The following is a 21,728-nucleotide window of genomic DNA, read 5'->3' on the forward strand; positions in this document are numbered from 1 at the left end:
CGAGCAGCACGCGCAGCAGGTCGATGTCCTTGACCGTCTGGTCGGTGGCGATCAGCGGGCCCAGCCGGGGCGGAGGCGAGCCATTCGGAGAAGCCGCGGCGGCGCACCGCGAGGACACGGCACAGCGGGCGACACCATACGCGCCGGTGGGCGGAGATGAACCGGTACCCGCTTGCGCAGCTCCCGGTCTCGGCCGCCCGCTCGGCACGATCAGGCCCGCACCCACGTCCGCAGCGTCTCGTGATCCCCCCCAGCTCACGAGCCGCCTGCGCCAACGGACGAGACACCGACCGCGCCAACGCGACCGCGTCCCGCCGGAACTCCTCCGGATGCCTCGACGAACCAGACACATCCTTTCCCCGGCCGAAGCCAAGGATCAAAGCGTCCGGCACGAGTGGCGAGAAGCCGCGCGTTGGGGATGAATACCTAACGAATCCCCGATTGTTCTGGGTGCCCGTCCACGCGACTCTGGGTGAACGCAGGTCGACACGGATTCATCGGGTCCGGCTTTGTCTCGGCCCTGCGGAAACCGCCAGTTCCTGACCGCTCCCGGCGTTCCACTAAGGAGGATAATATATCTGGCCGACGAATTAGCGCCGGGCGTGCTGGGCGGCGAACCTCTAAGTGGCGCGGACTCCGGGCGGCTCCAGTCTGCCGAGCGTCTTCAGGGCAGGCCAATCAGGAAATGTGCACACCACCCTGTACACCGAACACAACGGGACAGAAGAGACCATCGCGACCTGTTTCGGTAATGCCCAGCCAGGAAGGACGCTTGTCTGCGGCAGCGGCGGACATAGACCTTCGTTCGCTGTCCGCAGTGATCGTCTGTGCCAATGGCGAGGAACACTTTCACCTCGGCCTCGATTAAACAGCGCTTCGCGGATGCCCGCAGGGTCCTCTGCCGGGTATCCGCCCATTCCTGATCACCACGGCCAAACGCCCGCCCGCCGCCGACGGTGTTGCTTGCCCGTCCAGGTCTCAACCGAAAGACAGGAGTGTCCCTGTGTCCTTGGCAAGAACGCCGCGAATCGCGGTCGTAGTGCTGGCGTTGTCATTGGGCGCCACCTCGGCGTCACTGGGCTCCGTCTCGGCCGCGGCGGCCGCCCCGCCCGGCCATCCGCCACGAGGCGAGCACGCCAGCAGTACCGTCACCCTGATCACGGGGGACAAGGTGATCAGCTACGGACACGGCAAGTACGCGGTCGAGCCCGGCCCCGGCCGCGACCGCATCGCGTTCCGGGCATTCGACCGGGCCGGCCACGCCTACGTGATCCCCTCGGACGCGCAGTCGCTGGTCGCTGCCGGTTCGGTCGACAAGCGGCTGTTCGACGTGGCCGGACTGCGCCGATCCGGGTATGCCGATTCGGACAGCGACCAACTGCCGCTGATCGTCACCGGCGGGCGGGCCGCGGCACGCAGCGGCGCTCGGGTGCGGCGGGAGCTGCCCAGCATCGGCGGAGTCGCCGTGAAGGCGGAGAAGTCCCGGGTCGATCAGCTGTGGAACTCGGTCACGGCCGCCGCGGGAGGCGGTCGAGTGCTCAGGTCCGGAGTGGAACGGGTCTGGCTGGACGGCAGACGGCAGACCCTCGGCGGCGGCGCACGGCAGATCGGCGCGCCGCGGGCGTGGGGGAGCGGCGTCACCGGCGAAGGGGTCAAGGTCGCCGTCCTGGACACCGGGGTGGATGCGACGCACCCGGACCTCCAGGGACGGGTGACCGGCCAGCGGAACTTCAGCGACGCTGCCGACAACGTGGACCGCAACGGGCACGGCACCCGTGCCGCCGGGATTATCGCGGGCACCGGCGCGTTCGCGGGCGGGGAGTACCAGGGTATCGCGCACGGGGCGCAGATACTCGACGGGAAGGTACTCGATGACGCGGGGTCCGGGCGGGACTCGGACATCATCGCCGGGATGCAGTGGGCGGCCGGCCAACGGGCCGACATCGTCACCCTCGGCGTCGGCGTCGGCGTCGGCACCCCCGAGGCCGATCCGCTGGAAGAGGCAGTCGACTCGCTGTCCGCGAAGACCGGCACGTTGTTCGTCGTCGCGGCGGGCAACGGCGGCCCGTCCGAGGAGACCGTGAAGTCGCCGGGCAGTGCCGATGCCGCGCTGACCGTCGGCGCTGTCAACGGCGAAGGCGGCTTGGCGGAGTCCTCCGTCCGGGGCCCGAGGTTCGATGACGGTGCCATCGAACCGGATGTCGTCGCACCGGGCACGGCCATCGGTACCGCGTACGTCGCCGGTGCCGCCGCGCTGGTGGCCAAGGCTCACCCGGATCTCAGGGGCCAGCAGCTCAAGGCGCTGCTGATCGCCTCGGCTAAGCCGGAACCGAAGTTCGGGGCGTTCGAGCGGGGTCCGGGACGGATCGACGTCCCGGCGGCGCTGGCGCGGCAGGTCGTCACCGCACCGGCCAAACTCGGCTTCGGCGTCCAGAGCTGGCCGCACGAGGATGACAAACCGGTCAGCAAACCGCTGTCCTACCGCAACGACAGCACGGCGGACGTCACGCTGAAGCTGTCCGTACGAGTGACCGGGCCTGATGGCAAGCCAGCCCCGGAGGGCATGTTCTCGCTCGACCAGCAGCAGGTCACCATCCCGGGCGGCGAGACGGCGAAAGTGAACGTGACCAGTGACACGCGTCTCGGCTCCCTCGCCGGCGGGTATTCGGGCCAGGTGGTCGCCAGCTCGACAACCGCCGAGATCGTCACGCCGCTGGCCGTGACACGCGAAGCGGAGAGCTACGACCTCACCGTCGCCCAGCTCGGACCGGACGGGAAGCCGGCGCCGCCGGGCACGTCGAGCGCGGACGTGCTCGGGATCGACAGTCAGCTATGGAAGACGGTGCCGCCGGAGGGCAAGATCCGGCTGCCCAAGGGCCGCTACACCGTTCTTGCCTCACAGATATCCGGCGGGCAGGACGTTCGCCACTACGAACTGGTCGAACCGGCTCACCAGCTCACGGAGAACGCGGTCTTGACCTTCGACGCCCGGCAGGCAAAGCCGATCAAGGTCAACGGCCCCGACCCGGCAGCGAAAGCACACACGTCCTCCGTCGGGTTCAGCCAAGTCATGGGCGCCCTCCCGGCCCGCTACTCGCTGGTGACGAAGGGGCCGCTGGACAAGATCTCGACCGTGCAGGTCGGCCCGGACGCAGCCCCCGACGTCTTCGCCGCGCACATCAGCAGCCAGTCGACCGGGAAGAAAGGCGAGTACAACTTCGCCTGGTTCGCGCCGGGGCGATATCCCACCGGCTTCCGCCGAGACGTGCGCCAGAAGGACCTCGCCCAGGTGCAAGTCGAGTTCGGGGCTCCGGACGCGGTCAAGGAAGGTGCGCGCTCGGTCTTTCCGGGCCAGGCCGACGGGATCGGCTCCGTCAACCTGGAGGTGTACCAGCCGGTCGCGATTCCCGGCAGCCGGACCGAGTTCTACAGCACCGGCGCTACGCGGTGGTCAGGAGTTTTCGCCGAACAGGGTACGGTGAAAACTGTTCTGGAGTCGCCGCCGAAGACCTACCGGGCAGGCAAGCGATACCACGAGCGGTTCAACGTCGGTCCGTTCGGGCCGGGACTGCCCGAATCCATGCTCGGGCCGCCGTGGGCCGAGCGCATCAACGACGACATCTGGGCGGACATTCCGATGTTCACCGACGGCGCGGGCAACGCGGGAACCGGCGACACCAAGCTGCGGGGGCACACGACTCTGCACCGCGGTGACAAGCTCGTCGGGCAGAACGAGACACCGGGTCACGCGGTTTTCACCGTCGGCCCCGAGCCAGGCAGGTACCGGCTCGGCGTCGAGGTCGACCAACCGTCCGAATCCGGCGTGTCCACGCACCAGACCGTCGCGTGGTGCTTCGGCTCCGCACATGTCGACGGACGGCGGACGTTGCCGCTGACGGCGATCCGGTTCACGCCCCAGCTCGACCTCACCAGCAGCGCCCCCGCTGGACAACGGCTGGACGTGCCGGTGTTCCTCCAAGGCGTCGACGGTGGGCCCGTCCCGTACGCGTGGCTGACGGTGCAGGTGTCCTACGACGAGGGAAAGAACTGGGCCGACGCACCCGTGATCGGGGGGAAGGTGACGCTGGCGCATCCGCCGGACGCCTCGTCGGTGTCCCTGCGTGGGCAGGCTGAGGACCAGGGCGGAAACACCGTCGAACAAACGATTCTGCGGGCCTACAAGCTCAAGCGGTAGCCGCCGCGGATCGACGCGACGTGGGCCGGGCGCGGGATGCCGGCCCACGTTTCGCGACTGCGGACAACTCGGGAGTCCAACGCTCCGTCGGCGAAACAGTGTTCCGCGTCAGGAATCGATCTTCGCTGAAGGCGAACCGGGGGCGGGCTTCGCATTGTCCAGTTCGGCAAAGCGAAGATCGGCCGCGCCCGTGACCTCGTCTCGACGGTGCCACACCGGTTGGCGACGAAGCGCCGCGCCGCCCGCCATCGCGTCGCCCTATCGGCCGCGGCTATGCCCCGGTACCGGAAGACGTGTCATGATATCCGGGAAATCGATCGGCAAAGCGAACGATTCGCCTGTCCGATCGTACGGTTTGTCGAACGACGGGAGCGGTGGTGGAGGACGAGACGCCCTCAATCCGGGACATGCTGGCGGTCAACCTGCGTGCGGCGCGTGCGGCGCGTGGGCTTTCGCTGTCCGAGCTGTCGCGGCGGTCGGGCATCGGCAAGGCGACGCTGTCGCAGCTGGAGTCCGGGAGCGGCAATCCGACCATCGAGACCGTGTTCAGCCTGTCCAGGGTGCTGGAGGTGGCGATCTCCGATCTGCTCGACCACCGGGCGGGCGGCGCGCTCACCGTCGTGCGCGGCGCCGACGTCGAGGTGCTGCGCGGCGAGGGCGTGGATCTTCGGCCGCTGCGGCGGATCGAGGCAGGCGACGGCGTTTTCGAGGTGTACGACCAGGTGGTGCGCGGCGACGAGCCGCAGCGCTCGCAAGGGCACGTCGGGATCGAGCACACCATCGTGCAGACCGGATCGCTGCTGGTCGAGGTGGCGGGCCGCAGAGTCGAGGCCGGGCCGGGGGACTACGTCGCCTTCGACGCCCGCGAGCCGCATTGCTACACCGCTCCGGACGGTCCGGTGCACTCGGTCCTGCTGTTGCAGTACCGCGCCGACGAGCGGCTCGACGGCAGGCCGCATCCGGTGCTGAAAGGCTGACCGCTCCCGGGTATTGACACCTCTCCGAGGGGGAATCTACTCTCCGATCGTTCGCTTTACCGAACGATGGAGGGTTAATGAACCGAACGCGGGTGGCTGTGCTCGGTGCGGGTATCGTCGGTGCCGCGTGTGCCCGGGAGCTGAGCCTGGCGGGTTTCGACGTCGTGGTCGTGGATCGCGGCCGTCCCGCCGGCGGGACCACGTCGCACGGCGAGGGCAACATCCTGGTCTCTGACAAGGGACCCGGGGCCGAGCTCGAACTCGCGAAGCTCTCCGCGGCGTTGTGGCCCCGGGTGGTCGCCGAGATCGCCGGCGAGGACGTGCGCGCCGCTTCGGCGATCGAGTACGATCCGAAGGGCGGCATCGTGGTCGCCACCACCGGCGATGGCGCCCGCGCCCTCACCGCGTTCACCGCCGCGCAGACCGGGGTCCGTGCGGAACCCTTGTCCCGCGAAGAACTTGCCGACGCTGAGCCCGCGTTGACCCGCGAGGTGACCGCCGCATTCCACTACCCGCAAGACGCTCAGGTCCAGCCCGCGGGCGCGGCGCTGGCGCTGCTGGGCTCCGCGCTGCGCCACGGCGCGCGGCCGCGGTTCGACACCGAGGTCGTCGGCGCGACCGTCGGCAACGGACGGATCACCGGGATCCGCGTCCCCGGCGAGGTGATCGAGGCCGACGTCGTCGTGAACGCCGCGGGCCCGTGGGCCGGGCAGGTTTCGGCGCGCCTCGGCGCTCCGATCGCCGTCCGTCCCCGCCGGGGCGAGGTCCTGGTGACCGCCCCGATGCCAGGCGTCGTCCGGCACAAGGTCTACGACGCCGATTACGTCGGCGCGGTCGGCGCCGATTCGGGCGAACTGCGGACCTCCGCCGTCGTCGAGTCGACCTGGGGCGGCACCGTGCTGATCGGCTCGTCACGTCGCCGCGCGGAGTTCGACGACACGATCCGCCCGGACGTGCTGAGCGCCATCGCGGTCAAGGCACTGCGCCTGTTTCCGGCGCTCGCCGATGTCGCGGTGATGCGGGCGTACGGCGGTTTCCGGCCGTATGTCGACGATCACCTCCCGGTGCTCGGCGAGGATCCGCGGCTGGGGAACCTCTGGCACGCCACCGGACACGAGGGTGCCGGCATCGGGCTGAGTGTCGGCACCGCGCGCTTGCTGCGCGAGCTGCTGACCGGGACGGACCCCGCGATGCCGGTCGAAGAGTTCGCTGTGGACCGTCCGGCCGTTCTGGCGGAGGCGGCCGCATGAGCGGACGGCTGCTGCCCCGCGACCGCGATCCGGTGGACCGGACCGACCTGCCGATCCGGATCACCGTCGACGGCGAACCTCTGACCGGGATCGCGGGTCAGAGCGTCGCGGGTGTCCTGCTCGCTGCCGGGCGGACCTCGTGGCGTACCACGCGTTCCGGGGCTCCGCGCGGGGTGTTCTGCGGGATCGGCGCGTGTTTCGACTGCCTGCTCACGGTCAACGACGTACCCGACGTCCGCGCGTGCCGCCGCCCGGCGGCCGACGGCGACGAGATTCGCACCCAGTCCCGGGAGGAACGCGCGTGAGCCGTCAGGTGGTGATCGTCGGCACCGGTCCGGCCGGGCTCGCGGCGGCCGAGCACGCGCTGCGGGCCGGTGCCCGCGTCACGGTGCTGGACCAGGCCGAGACCCCCGGCGGCCAGTACCACCGGATGCTTCCCGAGGCGTACGCGGCGAAACGCCCGGACCGGATCCGGCACGGCCGGGCGGAATTCGACCGGCGGCGGCGGGTCCTCACGCATCCGCGGTGCCGGTGGTGGCCCGGGGCGACGGTCTGGGCGTTCTCTCGGGCGGAGAAGCGGCTGCACGTCCTGCGGGGGCAGTCCGACTGTTCGGGGCGGCGGCGGGTGACCCTCGTCCCGGACGCGCTGATCCTGGCGACCGGCGCGCACGACCGTACTCTGCCGTTCCCCGGCTGGGAACTTCCCGGCGTGTACACCGCGGGCGCGGCACAGGCGCTGGCCAAGGGGGAGCGGGTCGCGATCGGCGAGCGGGTCCTCGTCGCCGGCACCGGGCCGTTCCTGCTGCCGGTCGCGGAATCTCTGCTGGACGTCGGAGCCGAGGTGGTCGCGGTACTGGAAGCGAACCCGTTCGCGACCGTCCGAAAAGGATGGACGGCCAGCCCGTGGCGGCTGGCCGTCCACGCCGGGAAAGCGGGAGAGCTGGTCCGGTATGCCGCGACGCTGGCCCGGCGTCGCGTCCCGTACCGGACGGGCCGGGCGGTGATCGAGGCCCGTGGTGCGGGGCGCGTCCGCGAGGTCGTGACCGCGAAGGTGCGCGCGGACTGGTCGGTAGTTCCCGGTACGGAACGCACCTGCGAGGTCGACGCGGTCTGCGTCGGACACGGCTTCGTGCCGCAGCCGGAACTCGCCGTCGCCGCGGGTTGTGCCCTGGACGAGGGTTTCGTCCGCGTCGACGCCACCCAAGAGACCACAGTGGACGGTGTCTTCGCCGCGGGTGAGATCACCGGGATCGGCGGCGCGGTCACGGCGGCGGCCGAAGGCGCCGTGGCAGGCCGCGCAGCCGCGGGCGCGAGACCCGATCCGGCTTTGCTCCGTGCGCGTGACCGAGCCCGCGGTTTCGCCGAACGCCTCGGCACGGCGCATCCGATCGGCGCGGCCTGGCGAAGCTGGCTGCGCGAGGACACGATCGTCTGCCGTTGCGAGGAAACGACGTACGGCGAACTGACCCGCGCGGCCGAGGACGAGGTCTGTCCCGGTCCGCACGCGCTGAAACTCGGCACCCGGGCCGGCCTCGGCCCGTGTCAGGGCCGGATCTGCGGCCCGGTCGTGGCCGAACTCCACGGTGGTGCCGAACGGCACCACCNCCGCCCGATCGTCCAGCCGATCCGGCTGGGCGAACTCGCCCGAACCGAAGGAGAACCCGAATGAGCACCCCCGACCTCGGCGGCGTCGTCGTCGCGACCGCACTCCCGTACCGGGAGGACGCGTCGGCGCCCGCCGGGCTGGCCGTGGACTACGACGCCTACGCCGCGCACTGCCGGTGGCTGGTCGACAACGGCTGCCGGGGCGTCGGCCCGAACGGCTCGCTCGGCGAGTACTCGTCGCTGACCGACGAGGAGCGCCGCCGCGCCGCCCGCACCGCGATCGAAACCGTCGGCGAGGACGGTATCGTCGTCGTCGGCGTGCACGGTCCCGGGGCGCACCAGGCCAAGCAGTGGGCCGAAGTCGCGGCCGAAGACGGCGCCGACGGCCTGCTGTGCCTGCCGCCCACGATGTACCGCGCCAACCGCGGCGAGGTGCTCGCGCATTTCGAAGCGGTGGCGTCGGTCGGGCTGCCGGTGATGGTCTACAACAACCCCGTCGACACCAAGGTCGACCTCACGCCCGCGCTGCTGGCCGAGATCGCCCAGATCGACAACGTGGTCGCGGTCAAGGAATTCTCCGGTGACGTCCGGCGGGTGCTGGAGATCCGCGAACAGGCACCGGGCCTGGACGTGATCAGCGGTGCCGACGACGTCGTGCTGGAGAGCCTGCTGATGGGCGCGACCGGCTGGTTCGCCGGGTTCCCCAACGTGTTCCCCGCCGAGTCGGTGCGCCTGTTCGACCTGGCGCGGTCCGGGAAACTCGACGAGGCGCGGGCGCTCTACGAGCCGCTGGTCGCCGCGTTCCGCTGGGATTCGCGCACCGAGTTCGTCCAGGCGATCAAACTCGGGATGGACCTCGTCGGCCGCTACGGCGGGCCGTGCCGTCCGCCGCGGGGACCGCTGACCGGGCAGCACCGCGCGCAGGTCACCGCCGACCTGCGCCGCGCGCTCGCCTCGCTGGGGGTGGAGTAGGTGCGGTCGATCCGGTCGATCACCGCGGTCGACTCGCATACCGAAGGGATGCCGACCCGGGTGGTGACCGGCGGGGTCGGCGTCATCCCCGGCGACACGATGGCCGAACGCCGCCGGTTCTTCATGGCGCACCTGGACCACCTGCGCCAGTTCCTGATGAACGAACCGCGCGGGCACCCGGCGATGAGCGGCGCGATCCTGCAGCCGCCGGCGAGGCCGGACGCCGACTGGGGCGTGGTGTACATCGAGGTGTCCGGCTGCCTGCCGATGTGCGGGCACGGCACGATCGGCGTGGCGACCGTGCTGGTGGAGACGGGCATGGTCGAGGTGCGCGAACCGAAGACCGTGGTCCGCCTGGACACCCCGGCCGGCCTCGTGCACGCCGAGGTCGAGGTGCGCGACGGCCGCGCGGTCCGCGTCAAGCTCCGCAACGTCGCGTCGTTCCTCGCCGAACGCGACGCCGTCGTCGAGGTGCCGGGCCTCGGCGAGGTGCACTACGACCTGGCCTACGGCGGCAACTTCTACGCCATTCTCGAACTGTCCCAAGTGGACATCCCGTTCGACCGGGCGGAGAAGGACCGGATCCTCGCCGCCGGGCTGGACATCATGGCGGCGATCAATGACCAGCGTCCGCCGCAACATCCGGCCGACCCGCTGATCGGCGGCTGCAAACACGTCCAGTTCCTGGCCCCGGGGTCGGATGCGAGGGCTTCGCGCAACGCGATGGCGATCCATCCCGGCTGGTTCGACCGGTCGCCGTGCGGGACCGGCACCTCGGCCCGGATGGCCCAGTTGCACGCCCGCGGCGAGCTGCCGTTGCACACGCCGTTCGAGAACAGCTCGTTCATCGGCACCGCGTTCTCCGGCGAACTGGTCGCCGAGACCGTCGTCGGCGGCGTGCCCGCCGTGGTGCCGGAGTTCTCCGGGCGGGCGTGGATCACCGGCAACGCCACCTATCTGCTCGATCCGGACGACCCGTTCCCCGCGGGGTTCGTCCTCTGACCGGCGGCTGGGCCGCGCCAAACGGCTCTGTCGTGAAAGCCGTTTCGCGACGGCTGATGTCCCGGAAGCGGCTTTCGCGACGCGTCCTTGACTGTCCACAAGCGACCTGACACGTTCGTCCAGACCCCCACTGCCGACCCGGTCCGCCCGTGCGGTCCGGAAGGGATTTGTCATGCCCGAATCAACGACGATCCGGCCCCGTTCCCGGCTCTTCTCCCGCGCCGGGCTCTTCCGGCGCAAGTCCTTCGAAGGCCCGGACGAGGGCGGCCCCGGCGGGCTTCCCCGCACGATGGGCCTCTGGCAGCTCGTCTCGCTCAGTCTGGGCGGCCTGGTCGGCGCCGGTGTCTTCTCGCTGGCGGGGGTGGTCGCCAACCAGCAGGCCGGGCCCGGCGTGCTGATCTCGTTTCTGATCGCGATCGTCGCCAGTTCGGCGGCGGCCCTGTGCTACGCGGAGTTCGCCGGGCTCATCCCGCGTGCCGGATCCGCGTACACCTATTCGTACGCGGCGCTCGGGGAGATCGCGGGCTGGCTGATCGGCTGGGATCTGCTGCTGGAGTACACGGCGATCGTCGCCGTGGTCGCGATCGCCGTCTCCGGCTACCTGTCCTACGTCGTGGAGCAGGCCGGCCTGGACCTGCCGTCGTGGATGCTCGGGGCACCCGGGACCGGGCCGGGGCACCGCCTCGACCTGTTCGCGGCGTTGCTGTGCCTGCTGCTGGCGTTCGTGCTTTCCCGCGGCAGCAAGCAGTCCGCGCGGTTCGAGACGGCGCTGGTGGTGATCAAGCTGGCGATCGTGGCACTGGTCGTGGTCGCCGGCGCGTTCCACATTTCGGCGGGGAACTTCAGCCCGTTCCTGCCCTACGGTATCGGCGGCGCGGTCGCGGGCGCGGCGACGACGTTCTTCGCGGTGTACGGCTACGACGCGATGACGGCGGCCGCGGAGGAGAGCGTCGAGGCGAAACGGTTGCTGCCCAAGGCGATCATCGTGTCGCTCGCCATCGCCGCGGTGATCTACCTGCTGGTGTCCATCGTGCTGACGGGAATGCAGCGTTACGACCAGATTGACGTGCACAGCCCGTTCTCGAGTGCGCTGGCCGCGGTCGGGCTCGCCGGGCTGGGCACGGTCGTCGCGGTCGGCGGCATCCTCGGGATCACCACGTCGGCGTTCGCGAACATGCTGGCAGTGTCGCGGATCTGGTTCGCGATGAGCCGGGACGGGCTGCTGCCGCGGTACTTCGCCCGCACCCACCCGCGGCGCCGCGTGCCGACGCGGGTGATCTGGCCGGTCGGGGTCGGGTCGGCGGCCATCGCGGGCTTCCTGCCGATCAAGCAGGCGGCGGACTTGACGAACATCGGGATCCTGGCCGCGTTCGTCGTCGTGTCGGTCGCGGTGGTGGTGCTGCGGCGCACCCGGCCGGAGCTGCCGCGGACGTTCCGCACGCCCTGGGTGCCCGTGGTGCCGTCGGCGGGCGTGGCGTTCGCGGTGTGGCTGATCGCGAACCTCGACGCGCTGACGTGGCTGCGGTTCGCGGTGTGGATGGTGCTGGGACTGGCGGTGTACGCGTTGTTCGGGTTCCGGAATTCGGCGGAGGCGGGAAAGTGAAGACGATCGAACGGGCGGCGACCATCGCCCAGAGGTGGGCGGAAACCGCTCCGCCCACGCGCGCGGCGGTGCTCACCGCGGTGGCGGACGCTCTCGACGCGGCCGGTCCGGAGCTGATCCCGCTCGCCGACGCGGAGACCCGCCTGGGCGCCGCCCGGCTGACCGGCGAACTCGCCCGCACGACGTTCCAGCTGCGCCTGCTGGCCGCGGAAGCGGCCGGGGGCAGCACCTACGACGTCCGGATCGACCGCGCCGATCCGGGGTGGCCGATCGGGCCGCGCCCGGACCTGCGTCGCTACCGCACCGCGATCGGACCCGTGCTGGTCTTCGCCGCGAGCAACTTCCCGTTCGCGTTCAGTGTCGCCGGCGGGGACACCGCGGCGGCGTGGGCCGCGGGCTGTCCCGTGATCGTCAAGGCCCACCCCGGCCACCCCCGGCTGTCGCGCCGGGTGACCGACGTCGCCCAGCAAGCGCTGGGACCGTGGGCGGAGTTGCTCGGCCTGGTCGAAGGCGAATCCGGCGGCGTCGCCGCACTGCGGCATCCGGCGATCGCCGCGGCCGCCTTCACCGGCTCGGTCGCCGGCGGTCTCGCGCTCGCCCGGATCGCAGCCGAACGACCCGTCCCGGTTCCGTTCTACGGCGAGCTGGGCAGCGTCAACCCCGTCCTCGTGACGCCCGCGGCCGCGCGTGCCCGTCCGGAGGAACTGGCCGAGGGTTACGCCGGTTCGCTCACCCTCGGCGGCGGCCAGTTCTGCACCAACCCCGGGCTCTTGTTCATCCCGGACACCGGGCCGCTGGTCGACCTCGTCGCCGAGCGGCTGCGGGCGTTGCCGGCTGTGGAGATGCTCAACGAACGCATCGCCGAGGGCTTCCTGGCCGGCGCGGAGCGACTTGGCGCGATCCCCGGGGCGCGCCGCGTCGTGTGGCCGGACGGGCTCGCGCCCCGGCTTCTGGAGCTGGACCTCACCGGTTTCCTCGCCCACCCGGAAGCGGCCGAGGAGTGTTTCGGGCCGCTGGGCGTGGTCGTGCGGTACACGCGGTTCGCCGAGCTGGCCCCGGCCGTCGCGGCACTGCCCGGCCAGCTCACGACCACGCTGCACGCCGAGCCGGACGACGAACTCCTGCTCACCGAGCTGCGGAAGGTCCTGGCCGCGCGCAGCGGCCGGGTCCTGTGGGGCGGCTGGCCGACCGGGGTCGCGGTGACCGCGGCCATGCAGCACGGCGGCCCGTTCCCCGCCACCACCGGCCCGATGTCGACCTCGGTCGGGACGGCGTCGATCGAGCGGTTCCTGCGGCCGGTGGCCTATCAGGGCTGGCCCGGCCACCTGTTGCCCGAGCCGCTCCGCGACGACAACCCCTGGGGCGTGCCGCAGCGGGTGTCCGGACCCGTCGGGTGAAGCCCGTCTCACCGGCACGGTGGCGTTCCCGCGACCCGTGGGCAGGCCCTGGTGCACGTGACTGCGACTTCGCAGGCCGACGGTCATGCGTTCGACGAGCACGGGGTGGGCACGACGACACGGACGGGCGGTAAGCCGGGAGGCGAGCGCCGTGAACGCGACGCCTCCGGAGCCCGCGAAGGGGTGGTTCGCCTCGGGGCTGCCCGCCTTCGTCGCCGAGCGATCGGTGTCGAGGCGGCTGCTGTTGCCCTGCCTCATGGTGACACTGTTTTCTTCGGTGGTTGAGGTATGCGGCGGACGACAGGACGGCTCGCACGCTCGGTCTGGTCGGCAATGCGGTGCCGAACAACGCAGCGCTTTTCCTGGGCGGTGGCGTCGCGGCCGCCCAGGAACCGGCACCGATAACGGGAGCGGAAGTGGCTGCGTTGTCGGCGGTGACGGATCTGACGCGGTGCATTTGCCGGGGCGAGAACCGTAAACCGGTGGGAAGCTCGGGTCCCGGCAGCCGGCGACCCGGCCCGCCGCGTCCAGGGTTTGCCTGGAGATACGGCCGAGTCGGTCGGTCGATCCGGCCGAACGGGCCGTCGCGAGCGAAGCTCGCGGCGCGGGCGTTGCCGGTGCCCGCGCCGCTGCGGGTCGCGAAAGGGCCGGCCTCGTCCGGTTTTCTCCGCAGCGAAGCGCTGGCCGCGATCATCGCTGCCTTGAGGAGCCGGTATGAGACACTGCGGGCCAGGTTGACGGTCAGGAGCAATTCCGGCCGGGACGCCTCAGCAGGCAATTGCCTCAGCGTCGGCAGCCGGGCTTTCCATCGGCGTGGTCCGGGGCTGGTCTTCGTCGCGCTCAAGCGGATGTGGTGAACACGAGGCGGTGGCCGGGTTCGGTGGGCGCGGTCCAGGCGGTCTCCACCTCGGCCAGCGGCACCGGCAGTGCCGCGGCGGTGAGAGTGCCCGCGACGAGCTGATCGATCAGCGAGGGCAGTTCGGCCACGATGCCGGCGGCGGTGACCGAGCCCTGGCCGCTGCCCATGATCCGCAGGTTGGCCGCGCGCAGCACGAACGAGGGCAGGGTGATTTCGGCGCCGGCCATGGATCCGATCTGGATCCAGTCCAGTGGCTTGCCGCGTTCGGCGCGGCGGGCGAGCACTGCGGGGATGACCAGCTGGGCGGGTTCGCCCCAGGTGTAGTCGATCACCGCGTCGACGTCCGCGGCGGCCTCGCCGACCGCGCTTGCGGCCTGTTCCGGGTCGCCGGCCAGCGAGACGACCGTGGTGGCGCCCAGTCCGGCGAGCAGGTCCAGGCGCTGCGGGTCCCGGCCTGCGGCGACGATGTGCGCCGCGCCGAGGTTGCGGGCGATCTGCACGGCCATCTGTCCGGCATTGCCGGTCGCGCCGAGGATCAGCACGCTCTGGCCGGGCTGGAATGCGATCCGCCTGCGCAGCGCCACCCAGGAGGACATCGCAGGGTTCATCGCGGCCGCGATGACCGCTGGGTCGGCGGCCTCGGGCAAGGGCACGGCTCGCCGCGGGTCGAGCAGCGCTTTGTCGGCCATGGTGCCGGGTACGTCGTCGTCGGCAACGAAGTAGACGCGCTGCCCGTCGGCCAGCCGGGCGACTCCGTCGACGCCGGGGATCATCGGCAGCCGGCCGTCGCTGGTGTAGTGGGTGCCGCTGGCGCCGGAGCGCACCCGCGGGTGCAGGCCGGCGGCGAGCATGTCGACCAGCACCTGGCCGTCGGCGGGCACGGGCGTGGCGAATTCCGCGTAGCGGGGCGGCTCGTCGAACGAACTGACCACTGCTGCGTGCACGGCGGGCTCCTCGCATCGTAAGTAGTACGTGACACAAATTAAATTAGTTGGCGCGACGTACTAGGTCAAGTAGTTTGTGCGACGTACTAGACGGGAACTAGAATGAGCCGATGCCCGACGACTCCGCGCTCGCCGCACAGGATGATCTGGGGATCGTGGACGCGTTGGCGCAGCTGGCGTTCGTGGTGCAGCGCGAACTGAGCGAGGTCGCCGCGGAACACGGACTCTCGCTCATCCAGCTGCGCCTGCTCGGTGTGCTGCGCGACCGAGCCCCCGGCATGCAGGGTCTGGCCCGGCATCTGGGGCTGGACAAATCCAGCATGACCGGCCTGGTGGACCGGGCTGAACGCCGCGGCCTGGTCCGGCGAAGCCCGGCTCCGCACGACGGCCGGGCCATCCAGGTATCCCTCACCGAAGGCGGCAGGGAACTGATGCGTGAGTGCGAACCCGAAGTGGCGCATCGGATCCACACGCTGACTGCGGTGCTCACTGACGCCCAGCGTGCCCGGTTGTCCCGAACGGCGAGCATTCTGGTGGGCGGTCCCGCCGAAATCTGACCGCGGGACGTCAACCGGCTGGCACCGCGGCGGCTGCGACCGTCCGACCGGCGCCGAGGTCTGCCAGGGAACCTTGACGCGGCGGTCGCCGATCTGCTGGCGTCGCGGTCGCTGTCGGGGTCCCGTTGCGGAGGACGCCGTGCTCGGCGATCGCTGCCCGGGTCCTGCGCCGGGGCGGTCCTGCTGTCGCGCAGCATCTGTTCACGGGTCCGTGAACACTGCGGCTCCGCGTGCGCAAGTGCTGCGGCGATACTTGCGGCTGATCCTGTCGATGCCGATTCGCGGCCACCCTGCCAGCCCGCGCATCGAACCAGGCCAGCCGCGCACGACGCCAGGAGGTCCTGGCAGAGTGGTCCGACTCGAAACCCCGTCCGCCTCGGGAACAACGAGCAGCACGTCGCCCGACGCAATCACGCGGACCACGCTAGCCACCAGACCCTCGACACTGGCAGTCGCTGCTTCAACAACTCACGACGCTAGAGACTTTGCCCTCCCGATGCCTCGATCCGCTGGGCGGTAATCCACGAGGCGCTCGTGGAGACAATGGCGCGCACCGCCTTGCCGATGTCCTCCGGTTCGCCCACGCGCCCGGAAGCGTGGTTTGCGGTCACCATGGCGCGGTACTTCTCGTCGTCGCGGATGACACCACCGGCGAAATCGGTCGCGGGCAATTCCCGGTTCCGGCGGGACCGCGCTGGTGCAAGCCCGTTTCCTCTGAACGTCCGGGCTGGCCTCGGCTCGATTCTCGGGGGAGCACGCCGGGAGCAGCCTGCCAGCTCGCGGAAGGCGGCCCGATCGAGCGCGGGGATCTTCTCTGTCCGATGTGGACGCACGAGCTGGAGCGGCTGCGGGAGTCCTCAGGGAAACCGGACACCATGCTCTGGAGGGTGCTGCTGGGCGGTACGGCCGATCGGAGGGTGACGCGGCGGCGGGGGAGTGGTCGTGCTTCCCGGTGACGATCGAGGCGCGCGGCCGATGGCAGACCGGCTGGCTGGCGTTGGCCCTTCCGGGTCAGTGTTCGACGGGACGACGTGCCTTTCCTGCGCGGCGGCCGAGCAGAGCGCCAACCAAGCGGCGACGGCTCACCAGACCGGCGCTGACCCGCTCGATCCCGCACCTGCCTGCGGTGGACTCGGCGTGCGCTGGACGAACCCGATTTTGCGATGTCCGTGCGCGTCGTCGGCGGACAGCGGGCCCATGGCCGACCAGTTGGCTGGCTCGGAGACGGTCTGGAGGGTGACTTTCCGTCCGTCGGGCGCGGTGGCGGGCACGACGATGTAGGCGGGCCGGACGGCCGCAGTGCAGATCATCACCGCCGCGAGGAACACCATGGCGACGGAGCGTCGAACAAGGTGTGTTCAGCTCCTCGAAATGCCGGAGATGGTGCCGTCCCGGCTGAATCGGCTGGTGCTCAGATAGCTGTGGTAGGCGTTGGTCTGATGTCGCTGGTAGCCGACCCAGTGGTCGCCGAGGCTGAGCCGAGCTGCTCAGCTGCCCAGTTCCTCGCGCAGCCAGGGCAGTGCGTTCAGCAGCGCGGTGATCCCCGGCCGGTCGGCGTTGGCCGCGAGGTAGACGAATCGCAGCTCGACGCTCCACAGCGGAAGGCGGACCGGCAGGAGCTGGATCTGCCCGGCGCGCAGGGAGTCCCGCGCGGCGAACCGGGGGATCACCGCGACATGGTCGGAGCGCAGCGCGATCGAGAGGGCGGTTTCGGGTGAGCCGGTGGTGTGCACCGGCTCGTCCCGTCGTCTCTGGGGATGGTCGAAGGCGGCGGCGAGGGGTTCGCCCTCGGCGTCCCAGTGGTACACGACGAGCTTCGCGCGGACCAGATCGTCGGGGTGCAGTTCGCCCGCGTCGCACAGCTCGTGGCCGGTGCGGCAGACGGCCACCATCGGGGAGGCACCCAGCCGTTCCGAGCGCAGCGAGCCCGTGGCGACCTGGGTCAGGAGAAAGCCGCCGTGCGCGCTGCCGTCCCGCACCTGCTCGACCACCTCCCGGCTGTGCGCGACCCGTCCGTGCGCGGCGACCGGCAGCCCGTCGAGTGCGCGGAAGACGAGCGGGAAGACGGTTGCGGCGAAGCTGTTCGGGGCGGCGAGCACCAGCCGTTCCGGGGTGCCGGTGTCGAGCCCGCGCACGGCTTCGTCCAGCAGGTCCAGGCACCGCCGCGCGTAGCCGGCCAGCCGCTGTCCCGCGGGGGTGAGCGTGCTGCCGCGCGCGCCGCGCACGAACAGCGTCGTGCCCAGCCGCCGTTCCAGCGCGGCGATCCGGTTGCTCACCGACGGCGCGGCGACGCGCAGCTCGGCGGCGGCGGCGCTGAAACTGCCGAGCCGGGCGATCGCGGCGAAGACCTCGAGGTCCATGGTTTCCAGCTGCGGCGCGGACATAGCCGCAGCTTAACGCTAGCGGTAGCAGGATTCGGTCTACCGAAATGCTGGTGGCTCGCCGAAGCTGTGGTGGCACCAGGCGGCCCGGACCGCTGACCGAGAAATCCCGAAAGGACAACGGCTGCGACGAGTTCCTCTTCACCAGGCAGGAGGCATTGCGATGAGAACACTGCTGCGACCCGCGCCAGCGCGGAGAACACTCGCTGCCGGGGTGGTGTGCGCGTGCTTGGCCGCCGCGTGCGCCAATCCGGACGACGGCGCCGAAGGCTCGGTCGGACAGCACACCCAGGACCTCCTTTCCGGGGTGGTCCGCGATCCGGCGATCGCGGCGATGGTCCCGCCGGACATCGCCCGGCGGGGTTCGGTCGCCGCGGCGGTGAACCCGTCCTCGCCCCCGGTGAAGTTCATCGACGGCAGCGGCCGGATCACCGGGTTCACGCCCCAGCTGGTGGCGGCCGCGGGCAAGATGATGGGACTGGACGTCACGATGCAGCAGACGTCGTTCGACGCGCTGATCCCCGGGCTGGAAGCCGGGCGGTTCGACCTCGTCCTGTCCATCAACGACCTCGCCTCGCGCCGGGAGAAGACCGACTTCATCGACTACCTCCAGACCGGCACCGCCATCCTCGGCTCCGCCGGACTGCCGCGGGACAAGCTCACCCCGGCGACGCTGTGCGGGCTCTCGGTCGGGTACGTCCGGGGCAATGTGCAGCAGAACCTCGTCGCCGCCGCCAGCCGCGACTGCGTGAAAGGCGGCGGCAAGCCGGTCTCCGGGTCGGCCTTCCAGGACATCAACGCGGCCATCCTGGCAGTCCAAAGCGGACAGATGGACACCGCGTGGGGAGACGCGCCGTCGATCTCGTACAACGCCGAGAAGAATCCCACCGGCTACAAGGTGCTGTACCGGGAGATCTCCGGGCCTTACGGCGTCGGCGTCAGCAAACAGCAGCACGCTCTGCGCGACGCTCTGCGAGCCGCATTGGTCAAGTGCGTGCGGGACGGCATCTACCAGCGGTTGCTGAAGGACTACGGGCTCACCGACTACGCACTCGCGGAAATGCCGTTGAACACGGGGCCAGCCGATGACTCTCAATGACGCCGTCCGCCCGGCGACCGGGGCGTCCGACGGCACCGCGCCGCACGAGAAGCCGATCCGGAATCCGAAGCGGTTCGCCCACTGGGCCAGCTACGTCCTCGGCCTGGTCGTGCTCGCCGTCGCCGTGCGCTTCTTCGTCTTCAACCCGCACTGGGAGTGGCCGACGGTCGGAGCCTGGCTCTTCAGCCAGCGAGTCCTTTCCGGACTGCTGAACACCGTCCTGATCACGATCGTGTCCACTGTGGCCGGTCTGCTGCTTGGCCTGGTCGTGGCCGCGTTCCGGCTCTCCCAGCTGAAAGTGCTGCGCACGATGGCGGCCGCGTACGTGTGGGTCATCCGCGCGACCCCGGGCCTGGTGCTGATCCTGTTCGTCTACTTCTTCGCCGCTCTCGTCCCCACGCTGAGTCTCGGCCTGCCGTTCGCGGATCCGTTGGTGGAAGTGCCGACCAACCAGGTCATCTCGCAGTTCTCGGCGGCGGTCATCGGGCTCTCGGCCTACCTCGGCGCCTACTCCGCCGAGATCTTCCGCGGCGGCGTGCTGTCCATCCACCCCGGACAGTTCGAGGCGTGTCATTCGCTCGGCCTCTCGACGTGGCGTACCTACACGAAGGTCGCCGGCCCGCAGATCGTCCGGGTGATCACGCCTTCGCTGGCCAACGAGGTCGTGACGATGTTCAAGAACACCTCGCTGGTGTCGGTCATCGGCTACGTGGAACTGCTGACCACCGTTCAGCTCGTCTACTCGCAGAACTTCAAGACGATCCCGATGCTGACCGTCGCGGTCGTCTGGTACCTGGTGCTGACCAGCCTGGCGATGTTCGGGCAGACGAAACTGGAGAAGCGGTTCGGCCGCGGGTTCTCCCGCCGCGTCGTCCAGGCGCCGGAGCAGGAGGCGCGGCATGCCTGAGGAACCATTGCTGTGCCTGCGAGCGGTCGAAAAGCGCTTCGGGGAGTTCGCCGCGTTGAAGGGTGTCAGCCTGACTCTGCGGGCCGGAAGCGTGACCTGTCTCGTCGGTCCCTCGGGCTCGGGCAAGAGCACCTTGCTGCGCACGGTCAACCTGCTCGAACCCATCGACGGCGGGGGGATCTACCTGCGCGGCGAGATGCTCGGCTTCACCGTCAACGGCGACCACCGCCGACCGGTCCGCAAGAAGACGGCACGCAGGCAAGCGGCGAATTTCGGCATGGTGTTCCAGAGTTTCAACCTGATCCCGCACCTGACCGCGACGGAGAACGTGATGCTCGGGCCGGTCGAGGTGCTCGGCGCCGGCAAGAGCGGCGCCCGGGACCAGGCGCACGAGCTGCTGGCCAGGGTCGGACTCGCCGAGCGGCTCGACCACTATCCGGCCGAGCTTTCCGGCGGGCAGCAGCAGCGGGTCGCGATCGCCAGGGCGCTGGCGATGAAGCCGAGCGTTCTGCTGTTCGACGAGCCCACCAGCGCGCTCGACGCGGAGCTGGTCGCCGAGGTGCTCGCGGTCATCCAGGAGCTGGCGCGCGAGGGCTACACGATGCTGATCGTCACGCACGAGCTGGCCTTCGCCCGCGACATCGCGGACGAGGTGGTGATGCTGGACGACGGCCGGATCATCGAATCGGGACCGCCGGAGCGGATCCTGCTTCATCCCGAAACCGACCGGGCCCGGAAGTTCTTCGCGAGCGTGAGCCGCTGATGCGCGAGCACCGGAACCCGTTGCTGGACATCGGAAAGCTCAGCGGCCTCACCCCGGCCGAGCTGATCCGGCGCGGCAGCGCGAAGTGGTGCCGGGTGCCCGGCGCCCTCGGCGCTTCGGTCGCGGAGATGGACTTCGGCGTGCCGCCGGTGCTCGCCGACCGGCTGGCCGAGGCGGTCCGGGAGGGCGAGTTCGGCTACCACCCGCCCGGCCTGATGCGACGCCTCGAACAGGCCTGCGCGGACTATCAGGCCGAGCACTACGGCTGGCACGTCGCCCCGGAGCGGGTCGAAGCGGTCGGCGACGTCATCGTGGGACTGGAAGCGGTCATCGAACGGTTCACCGCCCCCGGCTCGCCGATCGTCGTCCCGACCCCCGCGTACATGCCCTTCCTGACCGCGCCTGTCCGGTTGGGCCGCCGGGTGATCGAGGTGGCGATGCGGGAAGAAGCCGGGGGCTGGCAGCTGGATCCGGAGGGGATCGGCGAGGCTCTCGCCGCCGGGGCCGGTTTGGTGGTGCTGTGCAATCCGCACAACCCGGTCGGGAAGGTGTATCGGCGCTCGGAGCTGCGTGCGCTCGCCGAGGTCGTGGAACGGCACGGGGCCAGGGTTTTCGCGGACGAGATCCACGCTCCGCTGATCTACCCCGGAGCCCGGCACCAGTGCTACGCCGCGCTCGGCGAGGACACCGATCGGCACGCGATCACCGCCACGTCGGCGTCGAAGGCGTGGAACATCCCCGGGCTGAAGTGCGCTCAGCTGATTCTCGGCAGCCAGGACCGCCGGTCCTGGCAGCAAGTCCGGCACAGCGCGTCCCGGGGAGCCTCGAACCTCGGCGTGGCGGCGACGATCACGGCGTACCGGGAAGGCGGGCCGTGGCTGGCGGAGGTGCTGCGGTACTTGGAAAGCAACCGCCGCCTGCTCGGGAAGCTCGTCGCCGAGCATCTTCCCGGGGTGCGCTTCGCCCCGCCCGAAGGCACGTATCTGGCGTGGCTGGACTGCCGCGGCCCCGGCCGGAAAACCCCGCCGGGGCAGTACTTCCTCGACCGCGCCGGGGTTTCGGTCGCCGAAGGCGCGCTCTGCGGCGCGGCGGGCGAAGGCTTCGTGCGCCTCAACTTCGCCACGCCGGCGCACATTCTCGAAACCCTGCTCGTCGCCATGGGCGAGGCCTGGGCTCTTTCCTGAGCCGGGAGCACCATCACCAACGAGAAAGCGAGT

Annotated in this window: 18 protein-coding genes; 14 read left to right on the top strand and 4 right to left on the bottom strand. The window is 70.6% G+C overall.

The window, feature by feature from the left end; genetic code table 11:
* The first annotated feature begins 1,003 nt into the window (after positions 1–1,003).
* From A4R44_RS44315 to A4R44_RS44355, 9 genes are all read left to right on the top strand, one after another.
* On the top strand, positions 1,004–4,195 hold the full coding sequence (locus A4R44_RS44315) for a S8 family serine peptidase (protein ID WP_157905166.1): 3,192 nt from the start codon (positions 1,004–1,006) through the stop codon (positions 4,193–4,195).
* A 377-nt stretch (positions 4,196–4,572) separates the two neighbouring features.
* On the top strand, positions 4,573–5,172 hold the full coding sequence (locus A4R44_RS44320) for a helix-turn-helix domain-containing protein (RefSeq protein WP_067595544.1): 600 nt from the start codon (positions 4,573–4,575) through the stop codon (positions 5,170–5,172).
* A gap of 77 nt (positions 5,173–5,249) precedes the next feature.
* Positions 5,250–6,422 (top strand): FAD-binding oxidoreductase, encoded by a 1,173-nt coding sequence (locus tag A4R44_RS44325; RefSeq protein ID WP_067595497.1) that lies wholly within the window; start codon positions 5,250–5,252, stop codon positions 6,420–6,422.
* Positions 6,419–6,727, top strand: a complete 309-nt coding sequence (locus A4R44_RS44330) for a (2Fe-2S)-binding protein (RefSeq protein WP_067595499.1) — start codon at positions 6,419–6,421, stop codon at positions 6,725–6,727. The genes A4R44_RS44325 and A4R44_RS44330 overlap by 4 nt, the downstream gene beginning before the upstream one ends.
* The gene (locus tag A4R44_RS44335) at positions 6,724–8,091 is read left to right on the top strand and encodes an FAD-dependent oxidoreductase (protein ID WP_067595501.1); all 1,368 of its coding nucleotides are present in this window, start codon (positions 6,724–6,726) and stop codon (positions 8,089–8,091) included. Before A4R44_RS44330 ends, A4R44_RS44335 begins: the two co-directional genes overlap by 4 nt.
* Positions 8,088–8,999, top strand: a complete 912-nt coding sequence (locus A4R44_RS44340; protein WP_067595503.1) for a dihydrodipicolinate synthase family protein — start codon at positions 8,088–8,090, stop codon at positions 8,997–8,999. The genes A4R44_RS44335 and A4R44_RS44340 overlap by 4 nt, the downstream gene beginning before the upstream one ends.
* Positions 9,000–10,001, top strand: a complete 1,002-nt coding sequence (locus tag A4R44_RS44345; protein WP_067595505.1) for a proline racemase family protein — start codon at positions 9,000–9,002, stop codon at positions 9,999–10,001.
* 172 nt (positions 10,002–10,173) lie between these two features.
* Positions 10,174–11,604 carry an amino acid permease gene (locus A4R44_RS44350; RefSeq protein WP_067595507.1) on the top strand — a complete coding sequence of 477 codons (1,431 nt, stop codon included), beginning with the start codon at positions 10,174–10,176 and terminating at the stop codon, positions 11,602–11,604.
* Complete coding sequence (locus A4R44_RS44355; protein ID WP_067595510.1) at positions 11,601–13,001, top strand: aldehyde dehydrogenase (NADP(+)); 1,401 nt, start codon at positions 11,601–11,603, stop codon at positions 12,999–13,001. Before A4R44_RS44350 ends, A4R44_RS44355 begins: the two co-directional genes overlap by 4 nt.
* Before the next feature lie 840 nt (positions 13,002–13,841).
* Here A4R44_RS44355 and A4R44_RS44360 read toward each other — a convergent pair.
* Positions 13,842–14,804 carry a zinc-binding alcohol dehydrogenase family protein gene (locus tag A4R44_RS44360; protein WP_067595512.1) on the bottom strand — a complete coding sequence of 321 codons (963 nt, stop codon included), beginning with the start codon at positions 14,802–14,804 and terminating at the stop codon, positions 13,842–13,844.
* A gap of 110 nt (positions 14,805–14,914) precedes the next feature.
* Between A4R44_RS44360 and A4R44_RS44365 the strand changes: the two genes are divergently transcribed.
* A complete protein-coding gene (locus tag A4R44_RS44365; RefSeq protein WP_067595514.1) occupies positions 14,915–15,361 on the top strand; it encodes a MarR family winged helix-turn-helix transcriptional regulator in 447 nt (148 codons plus the stop codon).
* 476 nt (positions 15,362–15,837) lie between these two features.
* Here the strand turns inward: A4R44_RS44365 and A4R44_RS44370 are convergent, their stop codons facing one another.
* The 3 genes from A4R44_RS44370 to A4R44_RS44380 all read right to left on the bottom strand — a co-directional run bounded on the left by A4R44_RS44370 (position 15,838) and on the right by A4R44_RS44380 (position 17,745).
* A complete protein-coding gene (locus A4R44_RS44370) occupies positions 15,838–16,032 on the bottom strand; it encodes an SDR family oxidoreductase (RefSeq protein ID WP_067595516.1) in 195 nt (64 codons plus the stop codon).
* 411 nt (positions 16,033–16,443) lie between these two features.
* Positions 16,444–16,692 (bottom strand): hypothetical protein, encoded by a 249-nt coding sequence (locus A4R44_RS44375; protein ID WP_067595518.1) that lies wholly within the window; start codon positions 16,690–16,692, stop codon positions 16,444–16,446.
* Between the two features lie 156 nt (positions 16,693–16,848).
* A complete protein-coding gene (locus tag A4R44_RS44380) occupies positions 16,849–17,745 on the bottom strand; it encodes a LysR family transcriptional regulator (RefSeq protein ID WP_067595520.1) in 897 nt (298 codons plus the stop codon).
* 160 nt (positions 17,746–17,905) lie between these two features.
* Between A4R44_RS44380 and A4R44_RS44385 the strand changes: the two genes are divergently transcribed.
* The 4 genes from A4R44_RS44385 to A4R44_RS44400 are packed head-to-tail and all read left to right on the top strand — an operon-like array spanning position 17,906 to position 21,695.
* A complete protein-coding gene (locus tag A4R44_RS44385) occupies positions 17,906–18,841 on the top strand; it encodes an ABC transporter substrate-binding protein (protein WP_093574746.1) in 936 nt (311 codons plus the stop codon).
* Complete coding sequence (locus tag A4R44_RS44390; RefSeq protein ID WP_067595525.1) at positions 18,828–19,748, top strand: amino acid ABC transporter permease; 921 nt, start codon at positions 18,828–18,830, stop codon at positions 19,746–19,748. Before A4R44_RS44385 ends, A4R44_RS44390 begins: the two co-directional genes overlap by 14 nt.
* On the top strand, positions 19,741–20,511 hold the full coding sequence (locus tag A4R44_RS44395; protein ID WP_093574748.1) for an amino acid ABC transporter ATP-binding protein: 771 nt from the start codon (positions 19,741–19,743) through the stop codon (positions 20,509–20,511). The genes A4R44_RS44390 and A4R44_RS44395 overlap by 8 nt, the downstream gene beginning before the upstream one ends.
* Positions 20,511–21,695, top strand: a complete 1,185-nt coding sequence (locus A4R44_RS44400) for a MalY/PatB family protein (protein ID WP_067595529.1) — start codon at positions 20,511–20,513, stop codon at positions 21,693–21,695. Before A4R44_RS44395 ends, A4R44_RS44400 begins: the two co-directional genes overlap by 1 nt.
* Positions 21,696–21,728: the final 33 nt, after the last annotated feature.

Origin of the sequence: Amycolatopsis sp. M39 (assembly GCF_001651785.1) — a bacterium.
GTDB lineage: Bacteria > Actinomycetota > Actinomycetes > Mycobacteriales > Pseudonocardiaceae > Amycolatopsis > Amycolatopsis rubida.